Raw genomic sequence first — 21292 nt, forward strand, 5'->3', positions numbered from 1 at the left:
AAGGGCACCAAACGATATCTGCGTGGGTCGCGGAGCGGCCTGGCGCAGAATCAGCATTTGCATCCGCAGACTAACAAGGGAGACCCTCATGTTGCTTTGGATAGCCATCATTATCGCTGTTCTCTGGCTTCTCGGATTGATTGGCAACATCGGCGGCGGGTTCATCCACCTGCTTTTGGTTGTTGCGGTGATCGTCCTGATTTTCCACTTCCTCCGTGGAAGATCCCGCGTGTAAGTATCAACCGTTCAATCCAAGGTTCACCCGCATGGCGACGCTAGGCTCGCTCTCAGAGGCGAGACGGGCTCGCCGCGAGCCAAGGGATTGAACGTATGGCACAGCAGGCCGGACACCAATCGACATCCACGACGGGCGCTCTTCCGCATTCGCGCTCTTATCTGAGACCTACGCGGTTGCTCTCCCAAAGCGAGCGTTCAAAGCTCCACCCATCCGTCCTGGCAGAGGCCGAGCGCCGGGCCGCAAGCATTCAGCTTCGAGTCGCGGACGCAATCACGGCCTTCGCCGGATCGATGAACTTCGTCTACCTGCACATTTTGCTTTTCGCCGTGTGGATGCTCGTGTTCGAGCAGAGTCCGTGGCCGACGTTGACCCTGATCGTCTCGCTCGAAGCGATCTTCCTCTCGACCTTCGTCATGATCGGACAGAACCGTCAAGCGGCTTTCCAGCAAGTGAAGGCGGACCATGACTACAACGCCCAGGAGCAGCTGCTCGAGGAGAACACCGAGCTGACGCGTGCGATTCACGAGCTCACCGCCCAGATCCACCAGCGGGTCCTCGCGGAGGTCACCGCGCCCACCGCGCGAGAGGCGGTTGCCGCTGCCAACCCGCGGCCGGATGACCCGACGAAACCGTAGGCAGGTGGGACCTACCGGGTCGAACTGCTAGTCCGCCAACTGATCCAGCTCGTACAGCAGATCCGTGTTGATGCGCTCCACGATCAAGTGGCTTTCGCCCCGGGGCACCGCCTTGTAGAGCACTTTCCGGGCGTCCGCGTAGCGCGTGGGCGACACTTTGTCTGGCCACTTCTCCGCAAATGCCTGTACGCGCTCCGGCAAGGAGTTGTGGGCATTGCAGGCGATCTTGACCAAGGTGGCATCGTGGTCCTGCGCGATATGCAGAATGACGGCCTCATCGTTAGCCGGGTCGTCCTGGAAGCGGCGCGTCACGCGTTCGATGATTTCTACGGCGCGTTCGGAAACGCCCATGTCCAGCAATGCTTGTTTGGTGATGGGCGTGTCCTTGGCGATGTCGTGCAGGTAGCCGGCGATCCGGATATCGTCATCGAAATCGGCAAGCGCATCTCCGACCGCCATCACGTGCTCACTGTGCGGCCGTTTCAGTTTGTCCTTCTGGCGGTTGTGCGCCACCCCGGCAAGGACCATGGCTGTTTCAACAGTGAAGGTCACTTTTCATCCTTCTGCGCCAGTTCGGTGACTGCCTTCCGCACGGCGGCGCTCAGCTCGAGGTTGCGGCATCCTGCTCCACCCGGCTCGGCCTGTTGCGGCACGTATCCGAAGGCGAGTTCATACACAGGGTCAGCGAACCCCAAAGATGCGCTGGCGCCGTCGTGCCCGAACGCCCGGTAGCTGCCGTAAGGCGAGCGTGCATGCGATTTCATGAACACCGTCCCAAAGCAACTGGTCTCGCCGAACACGCGGTCGATGCCGAAGACCTGCTCGGCCGAGACGGCCTGGATGGTCTCTTCGCTCAGGAGGGGCGCGACGGCGGGTCGGTCGCCGTCGGGGCCAAGTCCGGTGAGTGCCGCAGCGTAGACGCGGGCCATGCCTTCGGCGCTGGCGACCCCGGCGGCGGAACTCAGGCCGGCTGCGCGGACCTCGCGGATATTAGGCAGGTCAAGGATGTCCCCCACCGCAGAGTTTGCCGAAAGGCCGAAATGGCTCGCGGGATCAATCCACGGCTGGGAGGGGTCCTCGGCCCAACGGAGGGTGGCGTAGCGAGGCTCCTCTGACTCAGGCAGCCCCAGGAAGAACTGGGCGCCCGTGACCGAGCGGATGCGTTGTTCGTAGATTTCCTGGAGGGTGGACCCGGTGATCCTGCGGCAAAGCTCCTCCATGAAGACGCCGATGGTCAGGGCGTGGTATCCGAAGGCGGCCCCGGGTTTCCAGAGCGGCCGCATCTGCGCGAGTTTGGCGGCGGCCAGCTCGGAGTTGTTGTACTCCGCCAGGGTGAGTCCGCCTTCAACTCCCAGAAGCCCGGCCTGGTGGGAGAGCAGCTGGGCCACGGTAATCGTGGCCTTTCCTTCGGCGCCGAATTCCGGCCAATACTTGACCACTTCGGCGTCGAGGTCCAGGAAGCCGTCCTGGATCAAAAGTGCGATGACCAGCCCGGACACTCCCTTGGAGCAGGAGAAGACACCGGTTACGGAATCCGGGCGGCGGTGCGGCCCGCCGCTGATGTCCAATACCTTGACTCCGCGGTGGTAGGCCGCGAGCTGGGCTGAATATTCCGGGTCCTCGCTGAGGAAACGGCCAAAGAGTTCGGCTACCGGTTCGAATCCAGGGGCAATCGTCTGTGCATCCACCCGGACAGCCTAATCCCTTCTGCCCCCTAACCTCGCTACACTCGGCCAGGGAACCCGGCAGAATGGGCCCACCTTCTGCCCCCTAACCTCGCTACACTCGGCCAGGGAACCCGGCAGAATGGGCCCACCTTCTGCCCCCTAACCTCGCTACACTCGGCCAGGGAACCCGACAGAATGGGCCCACCTTCTACCCCCTAACCTCGCTACACTCGGCCAGGGAACCCGACAGAATGGGCCCAGCCGGGAGTGTCCATGGTCACCACGATCTTGCCCTTGGCGCGTCCTTGCTCCAGCGCGGCGAAAGCGTCGGCGATCTTTTCGAGCGGATAGCTGCTGTCCACCACGGGTTGCAGTTTCCCTTCGGAAACCAGGCGGGACAGGAATTTCAAGTCCTCGCCGCTGGGGTGCATGAAGAGGTAACGGTACCGCACGTTGGCTTCACTGGCACGGCTCCGGATTCGGAGGCTGATTGCCCAGAACAGCGCGGTCATCCAGGCCGGGGCCGCAAGGTCTTTCAGGGCCGTCTGCGGTTCGGGCATCCCGGCGATGCTGACCACCTTCGAGCCCGGCTTGAGGATCTTGAACGTCTGGTCCAGCGTCTCGCCGCCCACGAGGTCCAGCGCGGCATCGAAGCCGCTGAGCACTTCGGCCAGGTTTTCCTTCGTGTAGTCGACGACGGCGTCCGCCCCGAGCCGCCGCACCAACTGTTCCCCACGGGGAGACGCGGTGGTGGTCACCTCGGCGCCAAAGTACTTGGCCAGCTGGATGGCGAGGGTTCCCACTCCGCCCGCGCCTCCGGAGATGAACAGCTTGGTCCCGGGCTTGATCTTGAGCTCGTCGCGCAATGCCTGCAGCGCGGTGAGGCCCGCCAAGGGAAGGCTCGCGGCCTCGGTGTAGCTGAGCGACCTTGGCATGAGCGCCACGAAATCCTCGTGGACGGCGGCGTGCTCGGCAAAGGCTCCCAGCAGCGTCTTGTCCACACGGGCAAACACCCGGTCTCCCGTGGCAAAGCGGGTGACATCCGGGCCAACAGCCTCCACGATCCCGGCCAGTTCGCTTCCGGCCACCAAGGGCAGCCTGGGCCTGGTAATCACCCGCACCGCACCTTCGCGCTGCTTGTAGTCCACAGGATTGAGCCCCGCAGCAAACACTCTGACCAGGACCTCGCCCGGACCGGCAATCGGCCTCGGGACGTCCTGCAGCTCCATTGCGTCGGCGCCGCCGTAGCGGGTCAGCACATAGGCGAGCACTTAGGCCCCTTTCCGGAGGGTTGATTGCTGAATGCCATTCCATATCCATGGCCCGCGTGGCAATCGGGCCGGATCAAATCTATCCAAGGCCTCGCCAAGCGGCCCTCCCGGCAAGCCGAGCGATTCCAGGATCACGTCCCGCACCTCCCCGGCGGACAGCCCGACGGCGGCAAGGTCGCCAAGCGTCACCGCACCGTCGCGTTTGGCCAGGCGGGCGCCGTCGCGATTCAGCACCAAGGGGACATGGGCATATTCCGGCACGGCTAAGACCAACAAGGAGGCCAAATAGGCTTGGCGGGGTGTGGAGGAAAGGAGGTCGTCTCCGCGGACCACTTGGTTCACGCCTTGCTCCGCGTCATCCACCACCACGGCCAAATTGTAGGCAGTGACGCCGTCGTTCCGCCGGAGCACAAAGTCATCCACGACGCCCGTGTATTGTCCGTGCAGCCCGTCCTCCACAGTCCATTCATGCGTATCGGCGCGGAGCCGGATGGCGGCCGGGCGTGAGGCCCGCCGGATCTCAAGCTCCGCCGTCGAAAGGTTCCTGCACGTCCCCGGGTAGGCGCCCTGTGGCGCGTGCGGGGCGGACGGCGCGTCCTGGATCTCGCGTCGCGTGCAGAAGCATTCATACGTCAGTCCGGCGTCGGTGAGCCGCGCGATCGCGTCGTTATACAGTCCGGAACGGTCCGTCTGGCGGACGACGGCGCCGTCCCACGTCACGCCGACGGCTTCGAGATCGCGGAGCTGGACTTCCTCGGCGCCGGCCCGCGCACGGTCGAGGTCCTCAACGCGCAGCAGGAAGGCGCGGCCCGTGGAACGAGCGAAGAGCCAGGCGAGCATGGCCGTGCGCAGATTGCCCACGTGAAGCTCGCCGGAGGGGCTCGGAGCGAAGCGGCCAGCGGAAGTCATGGCACAAGACTATGCGCCGCCGGGCGTGCCTGCAGGATTCAGGCGAGGTCGGGGCCGCTGGGAGAATTGGGTACCTTTAGTTTCCAAAGAGAGGACCAACATTGAGCTCAGCTCGAGTCAAGGCGACGGTTTCCTTCTGGAAAGCCGAAGAAGGTTGGGGGGAACTTATTCTTCCCGACGGGAAGAAATGCTTCGGACATTTCTCGGTCATCGAGCAATCAGGCGGATACAGGTCCCTCAATGCAGGCGATCTGGTGGAGGTCGAATGGACCGCCGCCTCCCAAGATGAATACGACTTTGTCGCGGTGTTGATTCAGCCTTTTTGAGAACACGACCCGGGCAGCACAAGAGCCCCCCAGCTACCGCAACGCATTCGGTGGCTCAGGGGCTCTTATGGTGGTGCCGGCCACCCTTCATGGCGACGCCGGCGGGGTGCGGAAAGACGATGCGTGAACAAGAGTCAATCAGCGGCTGCGTCTTTGCGGGACGGTGTTCCGGGTTGCCGGGTGGTGTGCCGGGGGATCCGTAGCCTGTGGGGTCCGGCGGTAGCCCTTCCCCTTGTTGCCACTATTTCAACAGGAACACTACAACTGGCGCAACGGACTCAACCGTCACTGGTCAATCTGACTAATTCTTTAGCGGAACATGAACAGGAGATGGTCACTTTGCCGAAGTTGGCTCGGCAGCGGCCCACGCGGCCATCGCTCCACGGAGCGCAGCACAAAGCTTGGTGGACACTTGGTCCTTGTCCAGGCCGACGGTGTTGAGCAGATCGAAAATTTCCCGGGGGTCGAAGAGGATGTTCCACAGGAACATGGCTTCGTCCCCCAGGGGCGGGAGGCCGAGTTCCTCACAGGCCTCGCGGAGTGGCCGCTCCAAAGCCTCGGCCTGGATGGTCAGGTAGTACGCGCCGGAGCGAAGACGGGCCAGGTACCCTTCGCCGGAACGGGTGTGGACCATGGAACCGCCGTGCTTGATGACGAGGCCCACCCAGTGCCGGCTGACGCTTTCCAGCAGTTCCACCCCGGACGTGGTCTGGGCAACGCTGAAATCGCGTAGCTTCTCGCCAACACCAAAACGGAACGCGGCCAGGACGTCCTCGACCGAGGCGAAATGCCGGTACGCCGTTGCGGGAGAGATCTCGGCTTCACGGGCGATGTCCGTCATACTCACCGGGCCCTTGGCCTTGGCGAAGAGCTTCCCGGCGGCCCGCACCAGCTGGCGGCGGTTGCGTTGGGTGTCGCTGCGCATGGGCGCCCCCTTCCGTGTCAGATTCCAGCGTAGCGCCTGAGCGGCGGGCGCTACGCTGGCCACGTCCGCGGCACTCACCGGAGCTCGGCCAATCCGGCGGCCAGCCGCTCCACACCGGCGGTAATCGCCCCGGAGCTGGCGGCGTAGGACAGGCGCAAGTGGAACTCGCCGTTCCGGCCGAATTCGCTGCCGGGACGGACGGCCACGCCGTGGTTGCGAAGGTGGGCCACCATCGCGGCCGCCGGCAGCTCGACGTCGTACTTGGGGAAAAGGTAGAACGCACCTTCCGGCGAGCTGACCGTAAGACCCGGAATCTGCTGGAGACCGTTGGCCATGAGCTCCCTGCGCAAGGCATAGGAGGCGTGCATGCGTTCGATGTCCGGTCCGCACGTCTTCAGGGCGGTCAGCGCCGCGTATTGCACGGCCTGGTTCATGGAGCCGTTGAAGGTGTTGTGAACCCGGGCGGCGGAGGCGATGACGTCGGACGGGCCCCAGAGGTAGCCGACGCGCCAGCCGGTCATGGCATAGCTCTTGGAGAAGGTCTGGCAGTAGATGGTCCGGCCGGCCAGCGCTTCGACTTCGAGCGCCGAGGTGAAGGGTTCGGGCGTGTAGACAAGATCGCTGTAAGCCTCGTCCGAGAGGATCAAGGTGTCGGTTCCGGCCACCATGTCGGCGAGGGCTTCAAGTTCGCGTCGGGAATGCACAATACCAGTGGGGTTGGAGGGGTTGCAGAAGACGAACATCTTGGCGCCGTCAAGCGCGGTGGCTAGTGCCTCGAGGTCCCAATGCAGGTCATCGGCAAGCGGCACCGGCACGGTGATGCCCCCGGCCATGCTGACGAGGTCCGCGTATAGGGAATAGGTGGGGTCCGGGATGACCACTTTGTCGCCCGGGTTGACGACGCCAAGGATCGCCGCGGACAAGCCGGCCGTGCCGCCTTGGGTAATGAGCACGTCGCCTGGGCTGGCCACTCCGCCGAGGAGCTGGCCGATACGGGCAGCCAGCTCCTCGCGAAGCACCAGCTCGCCGAGCAACGGCGAGTAGTGGGTGAAGCCGTCCTCGAGGGCACGGGCGGCTGCTGCTCGAACCTGGGCCGGGGTGTCGAAATCCGGCTCGCCCATCGCCAAGGAGACAAGGTCCCCCTTGGATTGGGGCTGCTGCACCCGCAGCGATGTGCGCTGGATGCGCTGCACCGCCTCGGAAGGCTGGAAATCGGCGACGGCGGTGGCTGGCTCGAGTGTCATGAGGGTCCTGATCTGGGTGGTTGCTTCGGGGGTGGTTGTTCTAGGGGCGCGCGACGCGAGGCCTGCTGGCGACGCAGCGGAGGGCGCGTAGAGCCTGCGGGGTTTCATCGCTGCGGCGCCTGGCCTGCGGGAGCCTCATCGGCGGGGGCTCCTGCCCAGCGGCTGATCTCGATGTCGCCGGAGGTATCCCGCTGGATCGTGGGGGCGATGACGAGTTCCTGGACCACGGTGCGCTGGGGCAGCGTGGCCACGAGGTGTATGGCTCGGGCCACGTCCTCGGGCTGCACCATGGCATCGCGCTCCTCTGCGCGGGGCGGGCGGGCGCGGTTGTCCAGGATGGGCGTCGCGGTTTCACCGGGCAGGATGGTCACCGCACGCAGCCCGTCGTTGCGGAAGGTGTTGTGGAGGTACGTCATGAAGTTCCGGACCGCAGCCTTGGCAGCGCCGTATGCGGCGCCACCGAGCAAGTTCGGGTTCACTGCGGCCAGGGAGGAGACCGTGATGATGGTTCCGGTCTTGCGGCTCAGCATGTCCGGGAGGACCGCCTGACTGAGCAAGTAGACAGCGTTGAGGTTGACGTCAAGGACGTCATTCCACTCCTGCTGGCTGATCCAGCGGACGTTGAGGACCCTGCTGGAGCTACCCGCATTGTTGACGAGGATGTCGACTTGGCCCAGATTCCCGTGGATCCACTCCAGCAGCGCATCTACATCTTCCTTGGAGGTGATGTCCGCGGCCCGGGCAATGGCGCGGCCACCGTCGGCGACGATTTCCGCGGCGAGTTCCTGCAGGACGTCTTCACGCCGCCCCACCAGCACCACTGCAGCCCCCTCGGCTGCCAGCAGGGCCGCCGTCGAGCGTCCCATGCCCGTACCGGCGCCGGTGATAATCGCGAGCTTGCCGTCCAGAAGTCCCATGGTTTCAGTTCCTTGCGTTTTTAGTGTGAGTCATTTGAGATGCCGATCACATATGAGAAGAGTTTCTCATTTTAGAGAATGATGGTCAAGTGTTTTCGCACGGCCGGTGGGTCACGCCGCAGCGGGACTCGGCGAGGAGGCCGCCGCAAAGCTTGCGGCGACAGGAAGCCCGACGGCGGCAAACAGTGCGTGCACGTGCTCTTCCAGATTCACCAAACCGCGCTGCTGTTCCCGGTATTGCTCCACTGCTTGCTCGTTGCTGATCCAGCGGAAGGTCATCTTCCGGCCAGGGCTAGCCTGGCCCAACATGGACAAGGAAGCCTTGGCTGCCACTGCGACGATCGGGTAGCCCGCGGTCAACGTCCTTGAGCGGCCCAGGATGATGAGTTCGTCGCCATGCGGGATTTCGAATGCGCCGATGGGGACCCCATGGGACACGATTTCCCCGAGCCCTTCGGGATGCACAACCGGGCCGTCCAAACGCAGGCCCACGTGGTTGGATTTGGCGCCTACCGTGTAGTGGCTGGAGCTGAGCAATTTCCGGATGCCGGGCGTCCGGTCCGTTTCAGGACCGTCGACGACGTCGATAGTCCACACGTCGGGACTGAAATTGGGCACGGGAACTGGAAGCCGGAACAGGGGCTGGGTCAGGAACGGGTGCGTGAATCCCCGGTACCGGCTGTGCAAGGTGAGCGTCTGGCCTGGGGCGAGTTGTTGTGGGAAGCCCATGCGGGATTCCGGCGCGGCGCTGCCCATGAAACGGGCAGTTTCCAGCTCCCCGCTGAAGGCCAGGTAATTCCGCATGCCACCGCTGGCCTTGGCAATCACAACTCTGGCTCCGGCGGGGAGGCATAACGGCTCCCACATGCCCACCGGATCCCCGTTGACCGTGACCTCGGCCGGGACCCCGGTCGCAGCGCACATCACGTCGTGCGTGGCTGTGAAGGCGAAACGTCCTCCCATGATTTCCAGGCACGCGGCCTTACGGCTGTTTCCGACCAGGATGTTGGCGACCGCCGCGGAGTACTGGTCCGCCGCGCCTCCGCAGGGGACGCCCATGAATTCGGAATTCTCGCGGCCCAGGTCCTGGAACGTGGACAGCCAACCGGCCTCGCTTACTTTGATGCTGATGGCGTGTTCAGGGAAGGTCACTATTGCCCCCTTCAGCGCCGTTCCAGCCAGTGCCGTCAGAGGCGACGCCTTCCGGGGTGGCCCTCAGGAATTGCCCTTCAAGCCGCGACCATTCACTCTCCGGCACCACGTCGAAACGCACCAGATCCCCCGGTTTGTAGGACGTCGCGGGATCTTCCCGGATGTCGCAAATGGTGAGCGGCGTCCGGCCGATCACCTTCCAGCCGCTCGGTCCGGGGAACGGCTGGATGATGGCGTTGGTACCGGCCACCATGACAGACCCGGGCTCCACGTTGGTCCGAGGCTCGACGCAGCGGCTGACCTGGCCAGGGAATTGCACACCGCCCATCATGGGGGCCATGGCCGCGGCCAACAGGTTGATGGTCAGCACCGAGGACTGGAACTGCTGCAGCATTGCTTCCGGGCTCAGGCCCAACTCCTCGGCCACATCCTGAAGGTCCGGGGAGAATTCCTCGCCGACCACCATCGGGATGACAAAAAGTGCTTGGGAAGCACTGGGAGCACCCGGTTCCAGGCCGCTACCGGCAACCGCCAGGCGGATGGTCTGGGCCAATTGTTCGTGGGTCACAGCCAGGCAATCGAACTCGACCAACAGGGACTCAACGCCGGCCACGATGTCCAGCACCCCGTACGGCCGAACCTCCAGCAGCACGTCGCGGAGCCGGCGGCCCGCCGCCCGGCGGAAGTCGCCGTCGTCGTTCTTGACCCGGAGCATGAGGGCTGAGTCGCCGAACGGCTCGGCTTCCAGTTCGGGCGGGTGGTGCAGCCGCTCCGCGGGTGCTGTGTGGGTGGTCATGAGTCCTGCTCGGTGGTGCGGGTGATGGATCCGGGTTGCTGCTCAGCTTCAGACCGTGGCGAGCCGGGCCTTTTCGGCGAGGACTTCCTGTAGCCCGGCGGCTTTGATGCCTGCCTTGTCGAGGGCCGCACGCAGGGCCGTGCCGTTCTGGAGGACCTGCGGGTGGTCGCCGTGGAGGAGGACGACGTCGGCATCGTGGCCCAGCGGGACCACCTTGCCGGTGACGGCGCGGACGGTTCCTTCGGTCACCACCTGAACCACGCGGCGGCCGATTTCCTCGGGGTCGTGAAGGAGTGCGCCTTCGCTGTTGCGGGAGACCGGCATGCCGTCTTCGCCGTAGCCACGGTCCGCGAGGAAGACATAGCCAACCTGAAGGCCGCGTTTGCGGGATTCATCGGCCAAAAGACCGTTCTGGCAGATCACGATGTAAGAGGGGTCGTAGGCCTTGATGGCGTCCGTGATGGCCCGGGCGTGCTTGGCGTCGGTCTGGGCGATGCTGCCCATGCGCCCGTGCGGTGCCACGTGGCTGATCTTGCCGCCGTGGATGCGGGCGAACGCGTCCAGGGCGCCGATTTGATAGAGGACGTCGGTGCGGATTTCTTCTTCGCTGGCTTCGATGAGGCGGCGGCCGAAGCCCACCAGGTCCGGATATCCGGGGTGGGCGCCGAGTTCGATGCCGCGCTCCACGCAGGCCTTGACGGTGGCATCCATGACCCTCGGATCGCCGGCGTGGAAGCCGCAGGCGATGTTGGAGGCGGTGACGAGGCCGAGCAGGGCGTCGTCGTCGCCGATCGTGTAGTTGCCGTAGCTTTCGCCGAGGTCTGCGACGACGGCGACTGAATTGATGCTCAAGGTGACTCCTGCTTCTGTTCCTGGTTAGGAGGTTCTGTTGTCTTGCTTTCGACGGCGGCGGCTGCCGTTTCGCTGGCGGGCGGCCGCCGCCGTCGGGGTTCTGGTTTTACTAGTGAGTCTGCAGGGGCTGTCCCTTGGTTTCCTTCAGGAAGTAGACCGAGACGAGCGTGATGATGGCCGTCCCGATCGAGGCGTAGGCGGGAACCATGCTGTTGCCGGTGGCCTTGATCAGTTCCGTCATGACCAGCGGGGCGCTGCCGCCGAAGATGATAGTGCTGATGCTGAAGCCGATGCTGTACGCGCTGTAGCGGACAGTAGTGGGGAACATTTCGGTCAGCACAGTGTGGACGACGGCGGCGTGGCCGGAGAACGCGATGGCCATCACGACCGTGGCAACACAGGCCAGCGGCATGTTGCCAGTGGTGATCATTGCAAACATCGGGTAGGAGACACCGGCCATGAGCACGGCGGAGAGAGCCAATACGGGTTTGCGTCCGATGCGGTCGGACAGGCGGGCCATGAGCGGGATGGAGATGATGATGGCCACCAAGCTGACGGCGGTGACGAGGAGCGCCTGGAGCATGGTGAAGTTGTTGCCCGCACCGAGCTGGGTCTTCAGGTACGTGGGCATGTAAGCGAACAGGAGGTAGTAACCGGGGCCGTTCAGCGCCGGGAGGAAGATGGTCAGGGCGATGGCCTTGAGGTGGCGCTTGGAGGTGAAGACAGTGCGCAGCGGGTTGCGTTCCACCTCGTTGCGCTCTCGGAGTGCCGCGAAGTGCGGGGTGTCTTCCATCTTGGAGCGGATGTAGAAGCCGACGTAGCCCAAGGGCAGGGCAAAGATGAACGGAATGCGCCACGCCCAGGATTGCATGGTCGAGTCGCCGAGGGTGGTGATAAGGCCGGCGGAGAGGGCGCTACCGAAAAGCAGGGCGCAGAAGGAACCGACCGCGATGAAGCTCATGGAGTAGTTGCGGTGCTTGTTGTGGGCGTATTCGCCCACGAAGGCCATGGCGCCTGCCACTTCCCCGCCGGCTGAGAAGCCCTGAAGGATGCGGAACAGGATCAGCAAGGCCGGAGCGGCCCAGAAGATGACCGAGTACGACGGGATGAGGCCGATGCAGGCGGTGGCCCCGGAGATGAGGAGCAGGAGGACGGCGAGCAGATTCTTGCGGCCCAGCCGGTCACCCAGGAAACCGCAGATGACGCTGCCGAAGGGGCGGGCCAGGAAGCTCACCAGGAAGCCGACGTTGGTCAGGAGCAAGGAGCCGACGTCCTTGGAACCCATGATGTTCATGGCCAGGTACGTGGTCAACAGGCCGTAGATGCCGTAGTCGTACCATTCCACGAAGGAACCCATGGTGCCGGCAAAGGTTGCTTTGCGCACCATCCTGCCGTCAGCGGTTACGACTTTGATTTGAGCGGTGTTCAGTTCCACTGATTCCGTCGATTGCTTTGTCATGGTGGGTGCTTTCAGTCTATGAGGGGGCTGGGGTGGGAGAAAGCGCTAGCTGTATTCGCGGGTGATTTCCGCTGTCATCTCGGCCTCGTGCGCGGCCACTGCGATGACTCGTTCCAGGATTTCGGCGGCACGGGCCCGGGGGATGATGACCACTCCGTCGTCATCGGCGGCGACGATATCGCCCGCCGAGCAGACGATTCCGCCGATTGCTACGGGTTCGCCGATGACACCCGGGCCGTTCTTGAACGGACCGGCGGGGGTGACACCCCGGGCAAAGACGGGGAACTTGATTTCGGTGATGGTGGCGCGGTCCCGGATGTAGCCGTCAATGACCGCGCCGGTGGCGCCCGCGGCTTCGAAGCGCTGGGACAGTTGCTCGCCGACGAGGGCGCGGTGTTCGTGGCCGAAGCCGTTGATGACCACCACATCGCCGGGCTGGATGTAGTTCAGCGCTTCGATGACGGCGGCATTGTCTCCGGCGGCGCCCAGGACGGGCAGTGCCGAGCCGACACAACGGGCGCCTTCCCAGACCGGGCTGATTCCGCCGTCGACGATCCCAAGCCGCTCCATGGCGTCACCGATGTTTGCCACGGGGAACGCTTCGAACGCACGGACCAGTTCGCGGGGCGGCCGGGTCCAGGATGCGGTGCGGACGGTCAGTTCGAGTGTTGTTGCCATTTTCTTCGCCTTTGGTTTCTTCCCAAGAGCCGGCGCCTTGGGTGCCGATCTTCTTGAGACGTCAATCACATATGAGAAGAGTTTCGCGTTTTAAATTCATGCCGTCAAGGCTTTCCCGTTACGGGCATGTAAATGATTCGCAACCATGGCTCGGGGCGAACTGGTCCCGCCGGTGGGCTGCTCGGCCGGGATTGTGCGGGAGAATGGGTTTCGGCTGGTCATTCTGACCAGTCGGATCTTCCGCGACTAGGCAGAAAGCGTTAGCGATGCAGGAATTGGATTCAACGGACAAGCGGATCCTTGCCGCGCTCGACGACGACCCCCGGGTGCCGATCATGGTCCTCGCCCAGCGCCTGGGCCTGGCGCGCGGGACGGTCCAGTCGCGCCTGGAGCGAATGTCGGCGTCGGGCGCTTTGCGTCCGAACAGCAGCCGCGTGCTGCCCTCAGCACTGGGCCGCGGCGTTGCGGCGGCGGTAAGTGCGGAGTTGGATCAGAGCCGGCTGAACGAGGCCATCGCTGCCCTGCGCGACATCCCGGAAGTACTCGAATGCCATGCGCCGGCCGGCGACACCGACCTCATCATCCGCGTGGTCGCCACAAGCCCGGATGATCTATACCGGGTATCCGAAGAGATCAGGCTATGCCCGGGAATCGTGCGCACGTCCACTAGCATGTTCCTGCGCGAGGTGATTCCATACCGGACGACGGGGTTGCTGCGAGGCTGAGGTCATATCTGGAAGTAGTGGTTTCTTCTGGGTTTCCGGTCCGGGTCGGTGTGGGGTGGCGGGATGAACCAGGGCACGCCCGCTTGGACTTGGATGTTCCAGTCTTCCTTGTGGATCAGGTGATGGTGGTGGCTGCACAGGAGCGTGCCGTTGGCGGTGCCAGTGGCTCCGCCGCGGGACCAGTACTCGATGTGGTGGGCCTCGCACCACGGTGCCGGCATGGTGCACCCGGGGAAGGCGCAGCCCTTGTCCCGCGCCGTGATGGCTTTGCGGATTTGCGGCGGGAAGATCCTTGAGGCCCTGCCGATGTCCAGGACCTGGCCCTCGCCGCCCAGGACCACGGGGATGATGTCCGCGTCGCAGGCTAGTCTGCGCAACGTAGCTGCCGGGACGGGCCCGGTGAACGTGAAGGACCCGGTGCCGCCGAACCCGGTGCCGGTGCCCTGCCGGGGGCGGCCGAACAGGGCGGGCTGGCCGGAAACCTCAAACCCCGGCCGGCCGGAACCCTCGCGCCCGAATTGGCCCGTGGGCTCATTTCCAAGCGGCGCAGCTTCCCCGAAGGGCTCGGGCTGCCCGTTCTTGGATTGCTGGGCCTGGCTGTATTGGGTGAAGAGTTCGCGGTGGTCGATGGTGGCCATGATCTGCGGGCGGTGGCCGCCGGTGGCGGGCAGGGACCCGGTGGCCAGGGCGAGCTTGCAGGCGCCGACCAAACCGTCCAGGAGCTTCTGCGCCCTCGACCTCCGCTCCAGCGGCTCGTTTCCACCGTCCGGATTGTTTCCGCTGTCCGGATCTGCAGGTCGGTCGTTTCCTTCCACGCCGGCGCCGGTGCCCTCGGGTAGGCGGGTGCGGGGGTTGGTGGCGGTGTTCATGACGGTGAGCAGGTGTTCGTATTGTTCGGTGGTGGCGTAGATCTCCACGTGCTGCAGGCCGTGTTTGGGGCGGCGCAGGAACGCGCCCTGGTGGTAGCGGAGGGATTCTTCGGAGGGTTCCGGGCCGTCCTGGTCGATCGCCTCGACCCAGCGCCGGGCGACCCTGGCCAGGAAATCCGGATCGTTCTCCTGCGCGGTGCGGGTCAGGGCGTGTTCCATCTCCGCCGCCTTCTCCGGGCCGCACAGTGGACGCACCTTCTCCACGGCCATCGTGATGATCCCGGCTGTCCGCGACCCGATGACCCCGGACGCCAGCGCCGCGGCCGTTTCTTCGTGCCGGGGCGGGACCGTCTGTCCGGTGAGGCCGCGGCCCGGCACCAGGTCCCGGGCCAGGGCCAGACGGCGCCTGGCCTCGGCGGCACTGATCCGCAGCAACGAACGCAGATGCTCAGCCGTGTTCCGGAACTCTCCGCCACGAGCGCTCCCGGTTCCCCGCACCGAAGAAGCCGCATCCGCCTCACGGCTGACAGTCCCTGGGCCCTGCAACGCCCCACCCGGCACCGGGCCGGAGGCACCACCCTGCGCGTCCATGCGGCCTGCCATGGTCTCGGAGGTCCAGCCCACGCCAGGGCCCGTATCCGCCTCCGCGGCCCAGCCCGTCGTCCAGCCCGGCTCGGTGGCGGGTTCAGCGCTCCGGGCCCTGTCCAGCCCTGCAGCGGCGAGCAGTTGGAGATAATCCATGGTGCGGGAAAGTTCCTCAACCCCGGACACGAACGCGACGGCCTCTTGGAAACCCAGCCGTCCGACGTCGTCGGCCGCCTTGCCGGCCAGCGACCTCACTGCCGCCACGGCCCCGTCCAGAACGGCCTGCCGACCGCCGAGATCGCGCGGATCTGCGAAGGCCAGCCCGCCCGGAAACCCGCCCGCAACCCCGGCAAAGCGCGGCGCCCGGGCACGATGGGACGCCACGAAAAGCCCGCCGGACCCAAGGTCCTGCCGGGTACCGACGCATCCGATCGCTTCCATGGAAACACTCTGCCAGGGGGCTACGACATTTTAGGCCGGTCCCAGATCCGGCCACCGATACCTACCGACCGTGGCCCGGCAACGAATCCAAAGCCCGGCCGGTTCCGTGATTTAACCCGGACTCAGACCGGCGGTCCCGCGTTCGGCTTCAGGTTCTTCATCACCAACGTCGAGTTGAGGCGCTCGACGGCGGGAAGCGCCGAGAGTTGGTCGTCGTAGAAGCGCTGGTAGGCCGGGAGATCGGCGGCGATCACGCGGAGGAGGTAGTCCGGCGAGCCGAAGAGCCGCTGGGCCTCGACGATGTTCGGAATGGCTGCCACCCGGTCTTCGAACTCCGACATCGTGGCGCGGTCAGCCTGGCGCAGGGTCACAAAGACTATGGCCTCGAATCCCAGGCCAATCGCACCCGGATCGATGTCTGCCCTGTACCCCCGAATGACGCCGGAGGCCTCGAGATCCCGCAGCCTTCGATGGCACGGAGCCACGGTCAACCCCACCTTGGCCGCGAGCGCGGTGGCAGTCATTCGGCCATCCTCTTTGAGGTGGCGCAAAATAGTTCTATCTATTCCATCAATCACGCAAACATCTTACCGAAACCTCGGCAAGCCTGGCTAAAAATGGGAACACTTATGGGCGGATTTTCCATAAAGTTCATGGTGTAACCGCCAGCCAGGAGCCACCATGAATCCCCAGCTTTTTCTCGCCTTCGTCATAGTCGCTGTCACCTTGGCGTGCACCCCGGGCGTCGACTGGGCATATTCGATTGCCGCAGGCCTGCGCCGGCGCAGCTTCTTCCCCGCTGTGGCCGGCCTGTGCAGCGGATACGTGCTGCACACGGCCCTCCTGGTGGCCGGACTCGCAGCCCTTTTAACGGGCGTTCCGGGGCTTCTCGGCTGGTTGACGGTCGCTGGCGCGGGCTACTTGCTCTGGCTGGGCGTGAGCACCATGCGCTCGTGGCGCGGCGCGAGCTTCAGTGCGGATGACGCCGTCGGGCAGTCCCGAAACCAGATGCGCACCTTCCTGCAGGGTATGGGCACGAGCGGCATCAATCCCAAGGGTCTGCTGTTCTTCCTGGCGCTGGTGCCGCAATTCGTGAGCCCGGAGGCTTCGTTGCCGGTGCCGGTGCAGTCCGGCGTACTGGGCCTCACCTTCGTCTTGTTCGCGGGCATCATTTACACCGTGGTGGCCCTGACTTCGCGAAAGCTGCTGCAGTCCAGGCCCTCCGCCGCCCGCGTGGTGACCCTTGCGAGCGGAATCATCATGGTGGGACTCGGCGTCGTTCTGTTGGGCGAACAGTTGCTTCCGCTGCTCCGGTGACGCGGCCTCCGGGTGGGATCGCTCTGAGGAGGCAGCGACGGACGCAATGCTGTCGGCGCCGTGGGGTTTCGATTCGCGGAGTCCTCCGCGCGCTTCGGGACTAACCGCGCGTCGTTAGTCCCGGCGTTAACCGCCCGGCTCGCCGAAGTCCTTGTTCCACATTCGACGCACCTCGATGTCCTTGCGAATCCCATCGACGGCATCCGGCTCAGCGTCCTCCGGCTTGCCGCGCCGGACCCGCTCAGCAACAAAGGGCCGCGGGCTGGGACGCCGCCTGACCTCAAGCTTCGACAGTGCCCTGTCCGTAAGCGCGTCATTGCGCAAGGCGAGGCTGGTCTTCTTCCTCCGGAGTACCTCCACGAGAGCGGCCTGTGCCGCCTCCCGCTCCCCCAACACCCTGAGCGACTGCGCCCGAATCAGCAGGAGCGCCGCCGAGAGGTCGTCCGTGTTGCGCAGCCCCTCCGTCCAGGCGACGACGTCGGCGTGCCGCTCGAGCGCTGCCGCCGCAGTGCAGCGGGCCAAGGCGGTGGGCAACGACGGCGGCAAGCTGGCAAGGGCGTCCAGGGCCTCTGCCGTCTGGCCCGTTTCCCGGAAGCAATGCGAGAGGGCAAGGAACACGGATTCCTCGCTGAACAGGACGGGGACGTCAATCCGCTCCGCTACCTCGACCCGCGTGACCACCCTGCGAAGGTAACTTGCGGAGAACTGGCTGGCGGCGTCGTCGATCCGAATGGACAAGCCCCGCTGCAGCAGTTCCGACGCCCGAAAATATCCACCGTGTTTGTACACAAGCAGCCCGGCAATCACGTAGCAGAGGCCAGCCCAGCCGGGGTAGCTGCGCGCCAAGGTAATCAGGCGGTCCGGTTCCGTGCTGGTAAAGACCGCGTCGTACACCGATTTGGCGGTCTTGCCGGCCAGCCGCTTGAGCCTCGGAACGTCCCCCGCGACGTCGATCCGGCCAGCGGCCTTTCCTTTCAGGAAGCCCCAAATCGCACCGCTCAAGCCCTCAGCCAGTCCACCCACCGATGTGCGGACATGTCCATTCCGGAACGGCGTGATGTCCCTGGTGTCCCAGAAGATCGCTCCACGGACTCCGGGAACCGATGGCTCACTCACGGTTGCCCTGGAATCGCAGGACAAAGCGTCGCAGAATTGGGCATCACAGAACCATGCTAGCTCCGCATGTCCCGGCTTCTCCCCTCTATTCCGGGGTTTTCGGGAGTATGATATCCCCGTCGGCAGGGTTCCGACTCCTTGCCGCGATACGGCCCTCCATTTGAAGGGCCGATGGAAATCGTGATCGGGAGGAGCTATGACTACTGCTTCACACCCCGCGCAGCACCACCACGTGATGGGGCTGACGCTGCACAACACAGCACTGGTTTTGGGCTGGGTTTTCCTGGCTGTTGGCGTCTTGGGATTTATCCCGGGCATCACCAGCAATTACGGCGCCATGGCCTTTGCAGGACATGACTCGGGCGCCATGCTTCTTGGAGTCTTCCAAGTATCCGTCCTGCACAATATTGTCCATTTGCTGTTCGGCGCAGCAGGCCTGTACTTCGCGAGGACTGGAAGGATGGCGCGCGGTTACTTGATCGGTGGCGGCGCAATCTACCTCGTCCTGTGGATCTACGGTCTCATCACCATGTCCAGCATGAGCGCTGACTTCGTGCCCATGAACGCCGCGGACGACTGGCTGCACCTGGTTCTCGGTGTTGTCATGGTTGCCCTTGGCATTTGGCTTGGACGCGATGTAAGAGAGGAGTCGAAGGGCCGCGCCATGTAGTGCCCCCGACTCTGCAACACTCTGCAGTTGCACGACGGCGGCCGTCCCTTTCGGGCGGCCGTCGCCTTTGCGTTCTGGTTGCCTACCCGAGAAGCCTGCGTTCGTAGGCGAATGCCACCAGCTGAAGCCTTGTGCGCAGCCCCAGCTTGCTGAGGACACTGCGCAGATGGGATTTCACTGTGGCCTCGGAGACAAACAGGCTTTGCGCCATCTCGGCGTTCCCTAAGCCTTTGGCCGCCAGCAGGAACACATCCCGCTCGCGTGGAGACAGCTCGTCCATCGCGGCGAGGTCCGGCCCGGCGACCGGCACCGTCCTGGCTGCGTGCTGGAAGAGCTCGTGAACCGAACCAGGCGCGATCACCGAGTATCCCGAATACACGGTTCGGATGGCGGCCAGGAGGAATTCCGGTTCCGCACTCTTGAGCAGGTACCCGCTCGCTCCCGCCTGCACGGCTTCAACCACGGCCTGGTCCCTGTTGAAGGTGGTCAGGGCAATGATCTTTGGCTTGTCCGTTCCCGCCGCATCGGCTTCCTCCGTGATGCGGCGCGTGGCCTCGACTCCATCCAGCACGGGCATCCGAAGGTCCATCAGCATGACGTCTGGCCGCTGCTCGGCCGCGAGCATCACGGCTTGTTCGCCGTCGTCGGCCTCCCAGGCCATGTCCATGTCCGCCTGGCTCTGCACCAGCATGCGGATGCCGGAACGGAACAGTGGTTGGTCGTCCACTAAGGCAACCGTGATGGGTGTTTCAGCCACGTCCGATGCTTCCCCGCTCAGGGCCCGACGACGGCGAGGCGCCCTCGAGAGCCAGCGCCGGCTCCTGCTCCAGCCCCTTGGCGGACGAAACACCCTCCTCTTCCGCCCCACCTTCCGGAAGGAGCGCTGCCGGGCGCGATCCATAGGGGATGAAGACCGTCACGCGGAACTGCTCGCCGTCGGGCCCGGAACTGAGCCAGCCTCCGGCTAGATGCGCACGCTCGCGCATTCCGGGAATGCCGCGCCCCACGCGCTCGGCGGCACCGCCGTCGTCCGTCCCCCCAATCGAAACGGACGCCGGCAATTCCGAAGCAACGTGCATGGTCAGCCCTGGGCCGCTCCAGTCGAAGTGAAGGCGCACGGCCGTGCCGCGTCCTCCGTGCTTGAGGGCGTTCGTCAAGCACTCCTGCACAATCCGGAATACGGCGAGTTGCTGGCCCGCGCCAAGGTCCACCGGGGTTCCGGTTTCGCTCTGCTGGACCTTGAGGCTCCCCTGCCGCATCCGCTCGACAAGAGGCCCGACGTCGGTGAGCCGGGGCTGCGGAGTTACCAGGCCGTCGTCGCGCACTCCTTCAATGACGCGCTGGGCGTCCACCAATGCGTGGCGGGCCGATACCGCGATGTTCTCCAAAGCGTCGAGCACTGCCTTGGGTTGGTCTTGGCTGAGGTAGCGGGTGCCGTCGGCTTGCGCGGCGATCACTGCGAGCGAATGCGCCAAGACGTCGTGGAGATCCCGGGCGATCCGTGTGCGCTCCTGCTCCACGACCAGCTCGACTTCGGTCTCCTTGAGGTTTGCCTGGACGAGGTTCCGGGCTTTGAAAAGACTTCCGCGTTCTTCGTAAAGGCGCAGGGCGAGGCCCGCTGCGGCGCAACCAGCTGCGATGAGGAAAAGGAACGAGAAGACCTGCCAGCCGTTGTTGGCCAGGGCGAATCTGTCGCCCATAAATAACGGGCGGAACCAGCCAACGCCCTGCCCGTAGCGCCACGACAACATCATGAAAACCATTACACCGGCGAAAGCCACGTTGCTCCCGGCGACAACAAATTGCAGACGACCCCTCGCAGTCCACATCGAAAACCCCAAGGCAATGAATGAGCCCAAGTAAATCGCCCAATCATTGGAATCAGGCTCCGGGATGAAGTACACCAACTGACCCATTAGCAAGACGGCCGTGAATCCCAGAGAGAGCGCGGGTCGCCATGCCGAGACAGCAATGGCGAAGGTGGTCAAGATCAGTATCGAAAATCTTGACAGAATAAGCTTCCACAATTCGGCCCAATGGGGAAGCCATGCCGCCATAAATCCCAGTTCCGCCACGCACCACAGTGCGAAGAAAATGACGGCCGCCGCAGGGGCGCCCCAATGCCGTACAACTTTCAGTGTCTGTTCCATGTCAGCCACCCTATCCACGGCCAAGCACGCGGGACCGCCGATTCCGCGCTCCGGCGTTCGATCTCCACCCGGAAGCCAGCGGATTCATCCTTGGAGCCAACGCGAGATGTGAGCGAGCGTTTGTCGAAAGGGCGCCAAAGGTGAGCGAGCGTTTGTCGAAAGGGCGCCAAAGGTGAGCGAGCGTTTGTCGAAAGGGCGCCAAAGGTGAGCGAGCCGAAAGTTGTCAAGCTGTGTGGAGTCACTGGGCTGGTTTTTGGGGTGTTTTGGTCTGCGGGAGGTTGATCCCGGCGTGTGTGGCGGGGGCCGGTGTGGCGGGTCGTTGGCGGAATCTTCCGGGGTGTCGTTCGTAG

Annotated in this window: 23 protein-coding genes; 6 read left to right on the plus strand and 17 right to left on the minus strand. The window is 64.5% G+C overall.

Features of this window, described 5'->3' with window-relative positions; translation table 11 throughout:
- The first annotated feature begins 88 nt into the window (after window positions 1–88).
- The gene (locus AC1DJW_RS18270; RefSeq protein WP_284755784.1) at window positions 89–235 is read left to right on the plus strand and encodes a lmo0937 family membrane protein; all 147 of its coding nucleotides are present in this window, start codon (window positions 89–91) and stop codon (window positions 233–235) included.
- A 95-nt stretch (window positions 236–330) separates the two neighbouring features.
- Window positions 331–873 carry a DUF1003 domain-containing protein gene (locus AC1DJW_RS18275; RefSeq protein ID WP_284755785.1) on the plus strand — a complete coding sequence of 181 codons (543 nt, stop codon included), beginning with the start codon at window positions 331–333 and terminating at the stop codon, window positions 871–873.
- Between the two features lie 27 nt (window positions 874–900).
- Here the strand turns inward: AC1DJW_RS18275 and AC1DJW_RS18280 are convergent, their stop codons facing one another.
- The 4 genes from AC1DJW_RS18280 to gluQRS form a co-directional block, all read right to left on the minus strand.
- Window positions 901–1401: an HD domain-containing protein gene (locus tag AC1DJW_RS18280; RefSeq protein ID WP_284755791.1), complete on the minus strand. Its 501-nt coding sequence runs from the start codon at window positions 1399–1401 to the stop codon at window positions 901–903.
- A gap of 20 nt (window positions 1402–1421) precedes the next feature.
- Window positions 1422–2561, minus strand: coding sequence for a serine hydrolase domain-containing protein (locus AC1DJW_RS18285; RefSeq protein ID WP_390282774.1), 1140 nt, complete (start codon window positions 2559–2561; stop codon window positions 1422–1424).
- A 203-nt stretch (window positions 2562–2764) separates the two neighbouring features.
- A complete protein-coding gene (locus AC1DJW_RS18290) occupies window positions 2765–3811 on the minus strand; it encodes an NADP-dependent oxidoreductase (RefSeq protein ID WP_390282775.1) in 1047 nt (348 codons plus the stop codon).
- Window positions 3812–4720: a tRNA glutamyl-Q(34) synthetase GluQRS gene (gene gluQRS / locus AC1DJW_RS18295; protein WP_390282776.1), complete on the minus strand. Its 909-nt coding sequence runs from the start codon at window positions 4718–4720 to the stop codon at window positions 3812–3814. It lies immediately after the preceding gene.
- 101 nt (window positions 4721–4821) lie between these two features.
- Here gluQRS and AC1DJW_RS18300 point away from each other — a divergent pair, with 101 nt between their 5' ends.
- On the plus strand, window positions 4822–5046 hold the full coding sequence (locus AC1DJW_RS18300; protein ID WP_284756049.1) for a cold shock domain-containing protein: 225 nt from the start codon (window positions 4822–4824) through the stop codon (window positions 5044–5046).
- 334 nt (window positions 5047–5380) lie between these two features.
- On the opposite strand, the gene AC1DJW_RS18305 is transcribed toward AC1DJW_RS18300, so the two are convergent.
- The 8 genes from AC1DJW_RS18305 to AC1DJW_RS18340 form a co-directional block, all read right to left on the minus strand.
- Window positions 5381–5971: a TetR/AcrR family transcriptional regulator gene (locus AC1DJW_RS18305; protein ID WP_268020064.1), complete on the minus strand. Its 591-nt coding sequence runs from the start codon at window positions 5969–5971 to the stop codon at window positions 5381–5383.
- A 74-nt stretch (window positions 5972–6045) separates the two neighbouring features.
- Window positions 6046–7215, minus strand: a complete 1170-nt coding sequence (locus tag AC1DJW_RS18310) for a pyridoxal phosphate-dependent aminotransferase (RefSeq protein ID WP_476902100.1) — start codon at window positions 7213–7215, stop codon at window positions 6046–6048.
- A 104-nt stretch (window positions 7216–7319) separates the two neighbouring features.
- Complete coding sequence (locus AC1DJW_RS18315; RefSeq protein WP_284756051.1) at window positions 7320–8132, minus strand: SDR family oxidoreductase; 813 nt, start codon at window positions 8130–8132, stop codon at window positions 7320–7322.
- 111 nt (window positions 8133–8243) lie between these two features.
- A complete protein-coding gene (locus tag AC1DJW_RS18320) occupies window positions 8244–9284 on the minus strand; it encodes a 5-oxoprolinase subunit C family protein (protein WP_284756052.1) in 1041 nt (346 codons plus the stop codon).
- The gene (locus AC1DJW_RS18325) at window positions 9271–10080 is read right to left on the minus strand and encodes a 5-oxoprolinase subunit B family protein (protein ID WP_284756053.1); all 810 of its coding nucleotides are present in this window, start codon (window positions 10078–10080) and stop codon (window positions 9271–9273) included. Before AC1DJW_RS18325 ends, AC1DJW_RS18320 begins: the two co-directional genes overlap by 14 nt.
- A gap of 48 nt (window positions 10081–10128) precedes the next feature.
- Window positions 10129–10932 (minus strand): LamB/YcsF family protein, encoded by an 804-nt coding sequence (locus AC1DJW_RS18330; protein WP_284756054.1) that lies wholly within the window; start codon window positions 10930–10932, stop codon window positions 10129–10131.
- 109 nt (window positions 10933–11041) lie between these two features.
- Window positions 11042–12391 (minus strand): MFS transporter, encoded by a 1350-nt coding sequence (locus AC1DJW_RS18335; RefSeq protein ID WP_476902101.1) that lies wholly within the window; start codon window positions 12389–12391, stop codon window positions 11042–11044.
- A gap of 45 nt (window positions 12392–12436) precedes the next feature.
- A complete protein-coding gene (locus AC1DJW_RS18340; RefSeq protein WP_284756056.1) occupies window positions 12437–13069 on the minus strand; it encodes an RraA family protein in 633 nt (210 codons plus the stop codon).
- A 266-nt stretch (window positions 13070–13335) separates the two neighbouring features.
- On the opposite strand from AC1DJW_RS18340, the gene AC1DJW_RS18345 reads away from it, so the two are divergent.
- Complete coding sequence (locus AC1DJW_RS18345; RefSeq protein WP_269996679.1) at window positions 13336–13794, plus strand: Lrp/AsnC family transcriptional regulator; 459 nt, start codon at window positions 13336–13338, stop codon at window positions 13792–13794.
- A 2-nt stretch (window positions 13795–13796) separates the two neighbouring features.
- On the opposite strand, the gene AC1DJW_RS18350 is transcribed toward AC1DJW_RS18345, so the two are convergent.
- Both AC1DJW_RS18350 and AC1DJW_RS18355 read right to left on the minus strand, forming a co-directional pair.
- The gene (locus tag AC1DJW_RS18350) at window positions 13797–15689 is read right to left on the minus strand and encodes an HNH endonuclease signature motif containing protein (RefSeq protein ID WP_284756057.1); all 1893 of its coding nucleotides are present in this window, start codon (window positions 15687–15689) and stop codon (window positions 13797–13799) included.
- Window positions 15690–15811: 122 nt separating this feature from the next.
- Window positions 15812–16267 (minus strand): Lrp/AsnC family transcriptional regulator, encoded by a 456-nt coding sequence (locus tag AC1DJW_RS18355; RefSeq protein WP_234751876.1) that lies wholly within the window; start codon window positions 16265–16267, stop codon window positions 15812–15814.
- Window positions 16268–16370: 103 nt separating this feature from the next.
- Here AC1DJW_RS18355 and AC1DJW_RS18360 point away from each other — a divergent pair, with 103 nt between their 5' ends.
- Window positions 16371–17006, plus strand: a complete 636-nt coding sequence (locus AC1DJW_RS18360) for a LysE family translocator (protein ID WP_284756058.1) — start codon at window positions 16371–16373, stop codon at window positions 17004–17006.
- A gap of 126 nt (window positions 17007–17132) precedes the next feature.
- Here the strand turns inward: AC1DJW_RS18360 and AC1DJW_RS18365 are convergent, their stop codons facing one another.
- Complete coding sequence (locus AC1DJW_RS18365) at window positions 17133–18122, minus strand: hypothetical protein (protein ID WP_390282784.1); 990 nt, start codon at window positions 18120–18122, stop codon at window positions 17133–17135.
- A 196-nt stretch (window positions 18123–18318) separates the two neighbouring features.
- Here AC1DJW_RS18365 and AC1DJW_RS18370 point away from each other — a divergent pair, with 196 nt between their 5' ends.
- Window positions 18319–18792 carry a DUF4383 domain-containing protein gene (locus tag AC1DJW_RS18370; protein ID WP_284756060.1) on the plus strand — a complete coding sequence of 158 codons (474 nt, stop codon included), beginning with the start codon at window positions 18319–18321 and terminating at the stop codon, window positions 18790–18792.
- A gap of 82 nt (window positions 18793–18874) precedes the next feature.
- On the opposite strand, the gene AC1DJW_RS18375 is transcribed toward AC1DJW_RS18370, so the two are convergent.
- A complete protein-coding gene (locus AC1DJW_RS18375; protein WP_476902102.1) occupies window positions 18875–19549 on the minus strand; it encodes a response regulator in 675 nt (224 codons plus the stop codon).
- A complete protein-coding gene (locus tag AC1DJW_RS18380) occupies window positions 19542–20942 on the minus strand; it encodes a sensor histidine kinase (protein WP_476902103.1) in 1401 nt (466 codons plus the stop codon). Before AC1DJW_RS18380 ends, AC1DJW_RS18375 begins: the two co-directional genes overlap by 8 nt.
- Window positions 20943–21292: the final 350 nt, after the last annotated feature.

The organism is Arthrobacter sp. 05L417, assembly GCF_056397865.1.

Bases quoted from the DNA above. Each gene is read 5' to 3' on its own strand.
- AC1DJW_RS18270 (WP_284755784.1), top strand. From the start codon at position 89: ATGTTGCTTTGGATAGCCATCATTATCGCTGTTCTCTGGCTTCTCGGA.
- AC1DJW_RS18275 (WP_284755785.1), top strand. From the start codon at position 331: ATGGCACAGCAGGCCGGACACCAATCGACATCCACGACGGGCGCTCTT.
- AC1DJW_RS18280 (WP_284755791.1), bottom strand. From the start codon at position 1,401: ATGGTCCTTGCCGGGGTGGCGCACAACCGCCAGAAGGACAAACTGAAA.
- gluQRS (WP_390282776.1), bottom strand. From the start codon at position 4,720: ATGACTTCCGCTGGCCGCTTCGCTCCGAGCCCCTCCGGCGAGCTTCAC.
- AC1DJW_RS18305 (WP_268020064.1), bottom strand. From the start codon at position 5,971: ATGCGCAGCGACACCCAACGCAACCGCCGCCAGCTGGTGCGGGCCGCC.
- AC1DJW_RS18310 (WP_476902100.1), bottom strand. From the start codon at position 7,215: ATGACACTCGAGCCAGCCACCGCCGTCGCCGATTTCCAGCCTTCCGAG.
- AC1DJW_RS18315 (WP_284756051.1), bottom strand. From the start codon at position 8,132: ATGGGACTTCTGGACGGCAAGCTCGCGATTATCACCGGCGCCGGTACG.
- AC1DJW_RS18325 (WP_284756053.1), bottom strand. From the start codon at position 10,080: ATGACCACCCACACAGCACCCGCGGAGCGGCTGCACCACCCGCCCGAA.
- AC1DJW_RS18335 (WP_476902101.1), bottom strand. From the start codon at position 12,391: ATGACAAAGCAATCGACGGAATCAGTGGAACTGAACACCGCTCAAATC.
- AC1DJW_RS18340 (WP_284756056.1), bottom strand. From the start codon at position 13,069: ATGGCAACAACACTCGAACTGACCGTCCGCACCGCATCCTGGACCCGG.
- AC1DJW_RS18345 (WP_269996679.1), top strand. From the start codon at position 13,336: ATGCAGGAATTGGATTCAACGGACAAGCGGATCCTTGCCGCGCTCGAC.
- AC1DJW_RS18350 (WP_284756057.1), bottom strand. From the start codon at position 15,689: ATGGAAGCGATCGGATGCGTCGGTACCCGGCAGGACCTTGGGTCCGGC.
- AC1DJW_RS18360 (WP_284756058.1), top strand. From the start codon at position 16,371: ATGAATCCCCAGCTTTTTCTCGCCTTCGTCATAGTCGCTGTCACCTTG.
- AC1DJW_RS18370 (WP_284756060.1), top strand. From the start codon at position 18,319: ATGACTACTGCTTCACACCCCGCGCAGCACCACCACGTGATGGGGCTG.
- AC1DJW_RS18380 (WP_476902103.1), bottom strand. From the start codon at position 20,942: ATGGAACAGACACTGAAAGTTGTACGGCATTGGGGCGCCCCTGCGGCG.